At 56.3% G+C, this 12,569-nt stretch carries 8 protein-coding genes; 5 read left to right on the plus strand and 3 right to left on the minus strand.

Translation table 11 applies throughout. The features are described from left to right. The first annotated feature begins 21 nt into the window (after positions 1-21). From AUP42_RS18510 to AUP42_RS18520, 3 genes are all read left to right on the plus strand, one after another. Entirely contained in the window at positions 22-261 is a 240-nt protein-coding gene (locus AUP42_RS18510) for a YgaP family membrane protein (RefSeq protein ID WP_062953082.1), read from the plus strand. A gap of 126 nt (positions 262-387) precedes the next feature. After that, positions 388-801: a TIGR01244 family sulfur transferase gene (locus AUP42_RS18515; protein WP_062953083.1), complete on the plus strand. Its 414-nt coding sequence runs from the start codon at positions 388-390 to the stop codon at positions 799-801. 100 nt (positions 802-901) lie between these two features. Next, positions 902-2,014, plus strand: a complete 1,113-nt coding sequence (locus AUP42_RS18520) for a GNAT family N-acetyltransferase/peptidase C39 family protein (protein WP_062953084.1) — start codon at positions 902-904, stop codon at positions 2,012-2,014. A gap of 31 nt (positions 2,015-2,045) precedes the next feature. Here the strand turns inward: AUP42_RS18520 and AUP42_RS18525 are convergent, their stop codons facing one another. Then, the gene (locus tag AUP42_RS18525) at positions 2,046-4,019 is read right to left on the minus strand and encodes a GNAT family N-acetyltransferase (protein ID WP_062953085.1); all 1,974 of its coding nucleotides are present in this window, start codon (positions 4,017-4,019) and stop codon (positions 2,046-2,048) included. Positions 4,020-4,297: 278 nt separating this feature from the next. On the opposite strand from AUP42_RS18525, the gene AUP42_RS18530 reads away from it, so the two are divergent. Both AUP42_RS18530 and AUP42_RS18535 read left to right on the plus strand, forming a co-directional pair. Further along, positions 4,298-6,292, plus strand: a complete 1,995-nt coding sequence (locus AUP42_RS18530; protein WP_062953086.1) for an autotransporter assembly complex protein TamA — start codon at positions 4,298-4,300, stop codon at positions 6,290-6,292. Next, positions 6,289-10,707 (plus strand): translocation/assembly module TamB domain-containing protein, encoded by a 4,419-nt coding sequence (locus AUP42_RS18535; RefSeq protein WP_062953087.1) that lies wholly within the window; start codon positions 6,289-6,291, stop codon positions 10,705-10,707. The genes AUP42_RS18530 and AUP42_RS18535 overlap by 4 nt, the downstream gene beginning before the upstream one ends. Here AUP42_RS18535 and AUP42_RS18540 read toward each other — a convergent pair. After that, the gene (locus tag AUP42_RS18540) at positions 10,701-11,651 is read right to left on the minus strand and encodes a sugar kinase (RefSeq protein WP_062953088.1); all 951 of its coding nucleotides are present in this window, start codon (positions 11,649-11,651) and stop codon (positions 10,701-10,703) included. The genes AUP42_RS18535 and AUP42_RS18540 overlap by 7 nt on opposite strands. 28 nt (positions 11,652-11,679) lie before the next feature. After that, positions 11,680-12,564, minus strand: coding sequence for a MurR/RpiR family transcriptional regulator (locus AUP42_RS18545; RefSeq protein ID WP_062953089.1), 885 nt, complete (start codon positions 12,562-12,564; stop codon positions 11,680-11,682). Positions 12,565-12,569: the final 5 nt, after the last annotated feature.

Consider the following 12,569-nt stretch of genomic DNA (forward strand, 5'->3'; position numbering starts at 1 on the left):
TTTCAGAAACAGGAGTTCCCGATGAAATCCAATGTCGGAAAAATTGATCGCGCCTTGCGTGTTATTCTTGGCGTGGTTCTGATTGCGCTGCCGTTTGTTGTTGCGACGGAGACCGGTCCGTTTGCAGCACTTGGCGGATTTGGCTGGGTGGCGATGATTGCCGGTGCAATCATGATCCTGACCGGTGGGATGCGGTTTTGCCCGCTGTATCGCATTCTGGGTATCCGGACATGCCCGATTGATACAAAATCCGCCAGATAATCGACTTTTATGACGTCGGGGAGTTGTCAGCCGACGGATATAGTGGCATCCGTAATCCTGGTATTCCGCTTTTACGTTCCAAGCGCATAAGCGGTCCTTGTGACCCAGGAAAACGGACCCGCAACGATGAAACGCCTGAATGATGAACTGACCGTCTCGCCGCAGATGTCCCTTGATGCTGTTAATGATATCGCCGGGGCCGGTTTCAAGACCATTGTCTGTAATCGCCCGGACAATGAGGACCCCGGTCAGCCATCATTCGCCGAAGTCGAGGCAAAGGCAAAAAGCCTTGGTCTTGCCGCCGTGTTTCTTCCGGTTGCAAGCGGCAATGTTTCGGATGCCGATGCCGATGCCTTTGCCAAGGTTCTGAGCGAAGCTGAAAAACCGGTCTTCGCGTATTGCCGTAGTGGCACGCGCTGCACGATCCTTTGGTCGCTTGCCAGTGCTGGCAATTTGCCGGTTGAAGACATTGTCAAAACGGCTGCGGGGGCGGGATATGACATGTCGCCTTTGGCACCCCGGATTGCCGCGCGCAGCTAACCTGCCGAAAATGCACTTCCGGTTTCATCCGTTTCATGGCGAAATGGGTGAAACCGCCTTGATCCATGGGATCGGCAAGTATTGATGCTTCGGGTGCCTTTTGACCAAACTTGACCTTCGTATCGCAACGGATGGGGACCTTGATGCCCTGTGCGAGATCGAAAACAGTTCATTTGATATTGACCGTTTGTCACGCCGCGCTTTCAAGCGTTTCCTTGGCAGCGAAACGGCGCGCCTTTGTGTTGCCGAACGCGATGGCGCGGTTATCGGCTATGCCCTGGTGATTTTCCGATCCAACGTCGCGATGGCACGGCTTTATTCCATGGCGGTTCTGGAGACGCATCGCGGGCAGGGGATCGGCCGGGCACTTCTGACCCGGGCCGAGGAACTCAGCCTTGATTTCGGGGCCCCGATCCTGCGGCTTGAAGTCAATCCGGATAACGAAACGGCGATTGGATTGTTCAAGGCGGCGGGATATCGCGAATTTGCCCTTTATCCCGACTATTATCCCGATCATTCCGACGCGCTGCGTATGGAACGTGTTCTGGTGCCGCAATCCCTGCGTCGGCCATCGCCGATCCATTTTTATCACCAGACCATGCCATTCACCTGTGGCCCGGCGGCGTTGATGATGGCGATGAACGCGCTTGATCCCAATGTCGAAATGGATCGCAATCAGGAAATTGCGCTTTGGCGTGAGGCAACGACCGTTTTCATGACATCGGGGCATGGCGGGTGCGGGCCGCTTGGCCTTGGACTGGCGGCGCACAAACGCGGTTTTGATGTCGAGGTTTTAAGCAGCCGTGACGGGCCGCTTTTTGTTGATACGGTACGTAAACCCAAGAACCGCGAAGTCGTGGAACTGGTGCATTATGATTTCGCCCGTCAGGCACGCGAGGCCGGTATTCCGGTAACCAGCGGGCCGTTCAGCATTGCAGAAATCGAGGAACGGTCAAAACAGGGCAAGATCGCGCTTGTCCTGATCAGCCAGTATCGTATTTACGGCGATAAAATCCCGCACTGGGTTGTGGTTTCGGGATTTGATGACCGGTATGTCTATGTCACCGATCCGGATATTGGCGAGGATCACGAACCATTCAGCGGCAGCGATTGCGTATCGACACCGATCCTGCGCAACGAGTTTGACCTTATGGTTCGTTATGGCCGCGACAAGCTTCAGGCGGCGGTATTTATTGAAAAAAGGGCCGGATAAACCGGCCCTTTTTCATTTCGATTGGAATGCATTACGGACGTGCGATCTTGCCCAGGAGGTGGGCGATGATCCGGCGATACAGGTCCATGCCGAGCACGACATCCTCGACCCCGCCGTCGATGTTGGGGTTGTCGTTGACTTCGATCACCATCGGGCCGTGCGGGGTTTCCTTCATATCCACACCATAAAGACCATCGCCCATCAGGCGGGCCGCAGCCAAGGCTGTGGAAACGATATCAGCCGGGGCATCTTCGACGGCGACGGTTTCAAAGCCGCCTTCCTCGAACGATTTGCCGTCATCTTCGTGTTTGACGATCTGCCAGTGGCCCGGCGCCATGAAATAGCGGCTGGCAAAGAGTGGCTCGCCCCCAAGAACGCCAATGCGCCAGTCAAAGGTGGTTTCGACATATTCCTGAATGACGAGAAGTTCGGAATTCTTGAACATCTCGGTCGCGACTTCGGCCAGATGTTCGGGGGATTTCACCTTGCGCACCCCGCGCGAGAAGCAGCCATCAGGTACCTTAAGCACCGAGGGGAAGCTGAATTGCTGGCCGATTTCGGCAATGCGGCGTTTATCGAAAATCATGCTGCGCGGGGCCGGAATACGGTGCGTACGCAGCAATTCGGCAAGGTAAACCTTGTTCGTGCAGCGCAGGATTGAGTCCGGATCGTCAATCACCGGAATGCCTTCCTTGCGCGCCCGTTTGGCAAAGCGATAGGTGTGATGATCAAGGGCGGTGGTTTCGCGGATCAGCAGCGCATCAAATTCCGACAGGTGATGGAAATCCTTGGCCGTGATCAGTTCGGCCTTGGCGCCAAGGTCGGATGCGGCCTGAATGAACAGGGCCAATGCATCGCTATCGGAGGGCGGCAGGACCGCATCGGGATCATGCAGGATCGCTACCAGCGCGCTTGGCGGGTTGCCACCAGCCGCCGGTTTGCGTACGCGACCGCGCAGATAGGCACGGATGGCACTTTCGAATGCGGGCAGGTCTTCAGCACCCAGTTGGCTTAGTGCCGGGGCTTCGATTTCGCGCAGGATTTTCTTGTCCGACGGGTTCAGATGCAGACGCAGGATCGGACAGCGGAACTGGTCAAAGGCGCGCTGGGCAATATCACGGAAGCGTTTATCGACGGTGCGGCCAAAGAATACGTCGATCTTGGTCGGGTGATCGCCAGGTTTGGCCAGTGCCTCGACGATTTGCGGGCTCATTTCCGCGCGCGCGGTTTTTTGCAGCCGTTTCCAGTTCAGATCCAGAAGGACATCGGCTTCGGGGATTACGCGTTCGCTGCGTGCGGCGGCCAGAAGGCTGCAATAATAACCCCGCGACAGATATTCATAGGACTGGCACAGGTTGATGACACGGCGGTTTCGTACCCCGTGATCAAGCGCAAGATATTCGCGCACCCGCATGATGCGTGCACCGGGCACCTGAAACGGCAGGTCTTTCAAACGGTCGACAAGGATCAGCGGCGCACCGGTTGCGACGGCTGGCGACCGTTCAGTCGGGATGTCATACAGATCATGTTGCAGACGAATGCCATCGGCACCGTCTTCGTAATAGCCGGGCAGGTCGGCAATCTGCTGATATCCGTGGCGGTCATAAAGATTGCGGGCATTGCTGTTTTCAACGCGCACTTCAAGGCGGATACGGATACATCCGGCATCCATCGCAAGGTTTTCAAGACCGGCCAGAAGTTGTGTGCCCAGACCCTTGCCGCGCCAGTTATCGGAAATCGCCAGCGAATAAATGCGCGCGGTCGTCGTGTTGGCGCGCAGCAAAAGCAGGCCATAGCCGACAATGTCGGGTTTGCCGCTTTCGCCGGCATCGGCGACCAGAAGACGGGCGGATGCCTGACGCAGGAAGCGCGAAAAGCCGGACCGCGAAATCGCGTCGCTTGTGAAGCTGCCGCTTTCAAGGGCGCAAAGACCATCCAGATCAGAACGGGTGGCGTTGCGGATGATGACGGGCAGGGACGGGGTTGAAGTCACGTTTGGAGTCAATGGGTGGCCTCCGGCTTTTGGGTGGCAACAGCAAACAGATTGCTTTCAACTTCGAGTAAGCGGAACAGTTTTTTCTGACAAGTGCGATTACCGATCACAGCCATGCCATTTTTTCATGCTGTTTGATCGTTGGTGCATTCGACCTGCGTATAGAATGAAAATATGGTAGACGCTTGGCAAGTGCCTTAAAACAATAAACGGATCGGCCTGTGCGATGAATGCGGCCGGACGTTACATAAGTCTATCGGGACCGAGTGAAGATATTGGGGACGTCGTTGGTGAATACGGATAAACGCTACAACCGCAAATCCAGATTGCGCGGCATTGGTGTTGTGTCTGTTTTGCTGATGGGAACGGCGCTTTCGGCCTGTTCGGGAGATAATGTTTTATCCGAATTTGGTTTCGGACAGGACAGCGACAGTGCCGCACAGGACGCCTTGGGTGCGAAAATCCCCTATGAAGTCCAGATCGAAGGTATCGACCCGCAGGAAGAAAAACTGTTAGCTGCGTTACGCGATGTCAGCACGTCGATCCGGCTGCAATCCCGCCCGACGCCATCGCTTGCCGGGCTTGAACGCCGTGCCGAGGATGATGTGGAACGGTTTGAAACCGTTTTGCGGTCATTCGGGTTCTATGACGGACAGGTATCGTTCAATATCCGCAAAGCCGAACCCGATGATCAGAATACACCGGACGGTGAAAATGGCGGGGAGAGCGATGACATTGTCAGTGCGGCAAGCGAACCGGCAGCCGGCGCACCGGAAGGTGGGGAACAACCCGATCCGGTTGATCTGGTTTATCAGATTGATGTCAATCAGCCCTATCTTCTGTCGGAAGTGAAACTGGTTATTGTCCGCCCGGATCATACGACGCGCCGCGAAGCCACGGATGAGGAACTGGAACGTACCAATCTGCATCTTGGGCAGCGTGCCGCCGCCGACCCGATCATTCTGGCCGAGCAATATGCGGTTGATTTCATGCGAGATCGCGGTTTCCCGCTGGTGGAAGCGGGAAAGCGCAAGGTCATTGCCAATACGGCGGAAAAAACCATTTCCGTGACGTACGAGCTGGTCACCGGGCCGGAAGCCAATTTTGGCAAGGTCAGTGTCAAAGGAGCCGAGACCGTTGATGAGGATTTCATCGCCGGTTATCGCAGCTGGAAACCGGGGCAGAAATATTCCCCAGAAGAAGTCCGGACAACGCGCCGTGATCTGGCGCAATCGAACCTGTTTGACAGCGTGATTGTCAAGCCGGTCGGGCCGGTCGCCAAAAATGGTGAAATCCCCGTCGAGATCGAAGTGCGCGAACGCAAGCATCGTACAATCGGCGGCGGGGTTGATTTTTCAACCGCCGACGGGCCGGGGGCGAATGCGTTCTGGGAAAACCGCAATCTGTTCGGGGCGGGTGAACGGCTCAGACTTGGTATCGAAGGATCGGGACAAAGCCAGGGGCTTGAGGCAACATTCCGCAAGCCGCAATTCCTGCAACGCAGGCAGGCGCTTGTGGCCGATGGATCGGCCAAGAATTACAGCACGGATGCCTATGACGGTGAACTTGTCGAAACCTTTGTCGGGGTTGAACGCAAGATTGGTGATTACTGGTCTGTCACGCTGGGCCCGACGGCGGAATATTCCGATCTGACCGGGGCTGATTCGCCCAACGAGCAATTCTATCTTGGTGGGTTGCGGGGTATTTTGCGGCGTGACAGCACGGATAACCCGCTTGATCCGACCGAAGGCAACCGGCTTGAATTCAACGTGTCGCCCTATACCAGTCTGAGCGGTCCGAGCGCACAATTCACATCCGTTTCATTGAACGGATCGCAATATTTCGCCTTTGACGAAGAAGGCGATTATGTCCTTGCGGGGCGGGGGCGTGCCGGGATGATTATCGGTGAAGATCGTTCGGATCTTCCAGCCAACAAACGGTTCTATTCCGGTGGCGGCGGATCGGTTCGCGGTTACGAATATCAGAAAGTCGGGCCACTTGACGAGGATGGCGATCCGCTTGGCGGGCGTTCGGTGCTTGAGGCCGGGCTGGAATTCCGGGCACGGGTTACGGAAAGCTTTGGCATCGTGCCATTTATCGAAGGCGGTAATGTTTTTGAGGCGAGCGACCCCGAAGACCTTGATCTGCTTTGGGCGGCGGGGCTTGGTTTCCGTTATTACACGGCTGTCGGCCCCTTGCGCTTTGACTTCGCCGTGCCGCTTGATAAGCGTGACAATGTTGATGACGATTTCCAGATTTATCTTAGCCTTGGACAAGCATTTTGACGTTGCCTGACGATCCCAAACCATCCGGAACCACCAAACGCGGAAAGGTTGCCAAATGGGCGCGACGTGGCGCGATTGCGTTTGCGTGCCTGTTGCTGCTGATGATCGCGATTGTCGGCATTGCGGGAACCGGGCCGGTATTGCGTGCGATAACGCCGTGGTTGAACACCACGGTGGCAGAGGCGATAGAGGGCGATTTCGAACTGGGCCGGATCGAGGGCAGCCTTTGGACGGGGCTTTCGCTTGACCGGCTGTCGATGTCGATGCCGTCAAATGGCCTGGCCGTGGATGTCAGTCAGTTCGGGTTTGACTGGTCCCCGCTGGCCCTTTTGGGTGGGACGCTTCGTATTGATCGGATTGAAAGTGCCGCGATTGATGTCGTTCTGCCCGATATGTCGGGATCGGAAGACGCGGTCGAGGAAGAAGAAACCGCGTCGGGCGGTTTTGCGCCGCCGCTTGCCATTGAACTTGGCAAGCTGGCGCTTGGCAATGTGCGTATTTCCGACCCGGCCAGTGGCAAAAGCTTTGAATATGGTCTAAGCGCCAGTGCGGCAATTCGCGAAAACCTTGAAGCGGCCTTGTCGCTTGATCTGCAACCGCTTGATGACAGCATCGACCATTTGAAGGCTGATATTGATTTTGATGGCGATGAGCAGAGGTTGAAAGCTGACATTGACGGCAAGCTTGATCGTGCAGGGCTGGTGATGACCCTTGCCGGGCTGGCACCCGAAGATGCGCCAAATGTCACGATCAGCCTTAAGGGCGATGGCCCGGCGACAGGCTGGAAAGGGCGGATCGAACTTGCGGCAAGTGATCTGATGACGCTTGGTGGTGATCTGGGGCTCCGGTTGGAGGAAAGCCGGATCGGGTTTGACCTTGATGGTGTTCTGGCAACGCAGGGCGACCTTGCCGGGCAGCTTCCGGAACCGTTGCGGGGCGATGTCGATTTGGGGATTGGCGGGCAGTTTGATGCGGATGCCAGTATTCTGTCGATCACGCGCGGTGATATCGCGAAATCCGGATTTGCGACGATTGCAGCCACGACGGAAATCAATTTTGATGACAGCACGGTTCTGGCCGATTTGCGCGGTGATATCGATCCGGCGGTATCGGGCCTGATCGAGGATGCTGTGACATGGGGCGGGCTTGATTTGACCGCGCATGCCGAAGGGCCGCTTGAATTGCCCGATGTGACCGTAATGCTGCGCGGGGATCAGGTTGCGACACCGTTATCAACCATCGGAACATTGGCACTTGATGCCGATCTGCGCGGGGATGAAGACGGGTTTTCTGTTCAAAGCCGGATCGATGTTTCGGGCAATGAATGGCAGGATGCCGATCTTAGCGCGATGCTGGGCACTACGCAGCAGGTTGCCCTTGATGCGGAAATTGCACCGGATTTCAGCAAGTTTGCCCTTGGCAAAATCAATATCACGACGCCGGGTATTTCGGTTAACGGCAAGACCGATATCAATGACGTGATGGCGGTGACGGATGGCGAATTGATTGCCGATATCCGTGACCTTGCGATTTTTGCACCGATTTCGGGCCTTGATCTGGTCGGGACGGGACAGGTCGCGATAAGCGATCTTGCATGGTCGGTTGAGCAGGGTGGTACGGCTAGTATTGCAATCAAGGCCGATCAGACCGGGTTTGGTATTGCCGATCTTGACCGTATTGTCGGTCTGAGTCCCACCATTGATGGCAAGCTTGCGGTCAGTGATGCATTTGATCTGTCGATCACACTTGATCAGATTGCCACCGCGATGGTTTCTGGCCCGGCGCAAATCGATATTTCAAATGAATTCAGCAATTTGTCAGTCAAATCTGATCTTTCGGTTCAGCCTGGTGTGGTGCCGCCCGATATTGGTGTTTCCATCGCCCCGGCGACGCTTGCGATCAATCTTGACGGGGATATCGCGGCACCGGCGGGAACGATCAAGCTTGCGACACCATCGGTTCTGGCGGGTGGGCAGAAGTTTGAAAAGCTTGATCTTGAGACGGAATTGCGCTGGTCCGATCAGGCGGTATTGTCGCTGATCAACAAGGCCGGGTTTGGTTTGATGGGGCGCAATTACGATCTGGCGGCAGATGTGGTTTTGCCCGCAGATGGTTTGCGGGTGGATAATATTGCCCTGACGGGTGAACGGCTTGAACTTGTCGGTAGCTTGATGTTGCCAGATTATGCCGTGCCGATGCGTGGCAAGCTTTCGGTGCGTAAACTGGATGCGGTGATGCTGTCTGATTTCGGGGCGCCGGTGACGAATGGTGCGTTAATGGCGGATGTGGCGTTTGTACCGAAATCGGGTCAGCAACAGATTGATGTGAATGCGAATATCAAAGGCATTCGGCTTGCCGCCGAAGAAGGTGCGGAGCAACCTGCGATCGAGGATGTCGTTCTGGCGGGATCGATCCTGAACGCGTTTGAAAAGCCCGGCTTTGATTTGGCCCTGAACGGGCGTGATATTCGTTTTGTGCCGCTTGCCATTGATCAGTTGCAGACCGAGGTTAGCGGCGATCTTTCGGCTATCGGGATTGCGATGAATGCAAACGGGCAGCTTCGCGATACCATTTCGGTCAAGCTTGATAGCGATATGGAACTTGGTCTTTCAGACGGGATCAATGTTCGTGCCGATCAGCTTGATATCAGTATCGGTAGCCAGAACATCGCCCTTCGTGAGCCACTGCTATTTACCCAGACCGAAAACGGACAGCAGAAACTTGACGCGGCATTGAATGTCGGTGCCGGGCAGGTAACGGCTAAACTTGACCATTGGCCAAAGCGCAATTTTGCCGCCAATGCGCAAATTGCGGAGCTTGTGCTGGGGCCGTGGGGGGAGATGTTCGGGTTAAGCGGGCTGGATGGTACAATGAATGTGACCGCCGATATATCCGAAGCGTCCGGGCAATTGCCGATTGCGACCGTCAAGGGCGGAATTGAAAACATTACGACGGCGGCTGTAAAGGATATGGCGCCGTTTGGGATGGTGCTTGATCTGGCGTTGCAGGACGGTCAGTTTGACGGCAATGCCACCCTTGGCAATGAAGAGGCACAGATTGTCGAGGCGCGTGGTACCGTGCCTTTGGGTGTTTCCATCCTCAAACAGGATTTCACACTGGACCCCGATGCGCCGATTGATGCACAGGTCAAGGTGGACGGCGAAATTGCACAATTCTGGCCTTATGTCCCGGCACCTGATCATGTGATGTCCGGGCATCTCAAACTGGATGTGGTTGCCAAGGGAACGCTTGATGCGCTTGACTGGAATGGCGATATCGCCCTGTCTGACGGGGCATATGAGCATCTGGAATATGGCACGCTGTTGAAGCAGATCACGATCAATGGTGACTTTGATCAGAACGGTTTGCGGGTGCCGGAAATTACGGCAACGGATGGCGGGAATGGCCGGATCAGTGGCTCGGCCGAGGTGACACTGGATGACGATCCGGTGGTCAGTTACAAGGCGGAGCTTAAGATTGATAACGCAGCCCTGTCGCGCAAGGATGAGCTGCAATTCTGGGCGGATGTGAACACATCTGTCACCGGGACCGAAAAAACCGCCGATATCAAAAGCAATGTAACGCTTCGCCGTGGTGAAGTGGACCTGACACTTGCGCTGCCTGCGTCGGTTTCGACCCTTGATGTCGAGAATATCGAGGACGCCAAGCAGCGCGAGGAAGAAGAGGAAAAGAAAAAAGCGGCATCGGGTTTTGTCGGCAATCTGGATGTGACGGTTGATATTCCGGGGCGTTTGTTTGTGCGCGGGCGGGGGCTTGATTCCGAATGGGGTGGCAAGCTTGATATCAGCGGGACAACCGCAGAGCCGATCATTGTCGGGCAATTGCAGGCGCTTCGCGGGCAGCTGGATATCATTGGCAAGACATTCGTGATCAAGGATTCCAAGATCACGTTTTCGGGTGCAACACCGCCCGATCCATTGTTGGACATTGAAGGGGTCTATACCACCGACGACCTGACGGTGACGGCCGGGTTCCAGGGACCGGCAAGCGATCCGGAACTGGTTCTGACATCCAACCCATCCCTGCCGGAGGACGAAATCCTGTCGCAGGTGCTGTTTGGCAAATCGCAGGGAAGCCTGAGTGCGATTGAGGCGGTCCAGCTTGCCAGTGCGGTGAACGAGCTTTCGGGCGGGGGCGGCGGACTTGATATCGTCGGTTCGGTGCGTCGCTTTATCGGGGCGGATGTTTTGCAGGTGGGCGGTGGCGAAGACGGCCCGAACGTCAAGGTGGGTAAATACCTGACGGACGGGGTCTATGTCGGCACCAAGACCGGCACGACCCCGGGGTCAAGCGGTGTCGAGGTCGAGATTGAATTGACGCCAAATATCAGCGTGACCAGCGAAACCACCGAAATCGACAGCAAAGCCGGTGTTCAGTTCCGGCTGGATTACTGATCAAGTTTGATATCGCTGATATCAACAAGCGCGCCGCGCCGTGAAATCACGCGACCAGCGACCTTTTGCGCAACGGCAATGGCGGCAGGCACATCGCGCCCGGCATTGCGGGCGGCAAGGTATGATCCGTTAAAGGAATCCCCGGCCGAGGTCGTATCGATGATATCGGTGACCTTGGGCGGCGTTACGGTGCCGCTTTCGCCGTCCCTGATCGAATAAAAGGTCGGTTCACCACCGCATTTGACAACAACCTCGTCCGCGCCCAGCGAATGCCAGCGTTTGGCGGTGGCAGAAGGCGTTGCATCGCCAAACAGCGCGCTGTCGTCGTCAAATGTCGGCAGGACGGTGTGGCAATGAGGCGCAATCGCCAGATAGGTTGCCACTGCATCGTCCTGATCGGCCCAAAGGCGCGGCCGATGATTGGTGTCAAAGCAGACTTTGCCGCCCTGTTTGGCAAAATCCCTGGCAATGCTGATCAGGGTCTGGCGATCCTTTTCAGACAGGATTGCCAGTGTGATACCCGAAAGATACAGGCAATCGAACCCGCCAAGCGCATCGCGCAACACGGTATCGTGGCCGCCCTGAAGCATCTGTTTGGCGGCGGCATTATTGCGCCAGTAGGAAAAGCTGCGTTCACCGGTTTCATCGGTCTGGATGGCATAAAGACCGGGCAGGGCGCCATCAATCCGGCGGACCAGTGTCGTGTCGATATTATCGTTCTGCCAGGCGGCAATCATCGCGTCGCTATAGGGATCCGTACCCAGTGCCGTGATGTAGGAAACATCGGTATCAGGCGTTGCAAGCAGGCGGCTGGTGCGTGCCATATAGGTCGCACCATTAAGCGTATCACCGGCAAAGCCGAGATTGGCTGCGCCAAAAATGCTGCCGGGGGATGTTCCGGCAAGCTCGATCATGCATTCGCCGATAAAGGCAGTACGGGTCATTGGGGCCTCGATGGGGATGGTGGCGTAATTAGTCGCCGATAGGCTGGCGGCCGGTCGGCGGATTGAGAGTCAGCAAAGATGACCTGATCCGGCGAAGTTTTTCAAGTGTTCGGTCCGGCGTGCGCCGGGCAACCGCGGTGGCAATGATATCGATGGTTGCCAGAAAAACATGCCGGGTGGCCGTTGGCTTATAAATATCAGGGTTTTCAGGCATATCAATGCCAATCACAAGGTCGCTTTCGGCGGCAAGCGGACTTTGCGGGTGGGTCATGGAGATGACCTTTGCGCCATATTGGCGGGCAATGGCGGCACTGTGGATCAGTTCGGTCGGTCGGCCGCTGGTGGAGATGGCAAAAAGAACATCCTCCTCGCCAAAGGTCGATGCCAGCATGCGCTGAAGGTAGCCATCACTTTGGGCCTGTGCGGGAATGCCAAGGCGGAAAAACCGGTTGGCGGCATCAAAGGCAACCGTCGTGGAGCCGCCGCCGACCCCCATAAAGGCGATCTGGCGGGCATTGGCCAGAATATCGGCGGCCCTGTCGATTTCGGTGCTTGAAAGCTGTTCGCGCAGCAAGCGCAGATTATCGACGATCACGCCCAGCACGTGATTGGAAAGCACGTCGGCGGCAGTTGTATCGTCGGCAAGGTCCTCGGGCGCCAGATATTGCATGCTGACCGCAAGGTTCTGTGCCAGCCGTATTTTAAAATCGCGAAATCCGTCACAGCCAAGGGTCCGGCAAAACCGGATCACGGTCGGTTCGCTGACGCCAACGTTTTGCGCAAGATCGGAAAGGGCGATGGTGGTGACGTCCTGCAGGTGATCCTGAACGTAGTCGGCAACCCGCTGTTCACGTGCGGGAAAGGTACCGGCCTTTCGACGCAGGAGGCTGATGATATCGACAGTAGGTTGCATGCGAG

Source organism: Thalassospira lucentensis (genome assembly GCF_001613805.1).
Lineage (GTDB): Bacteria > Pseudomonadota > Alphaproteobacteria > Rhodospirillales > Thalassospiraceae > Thalassospira > Thalassospira lucentensis_A.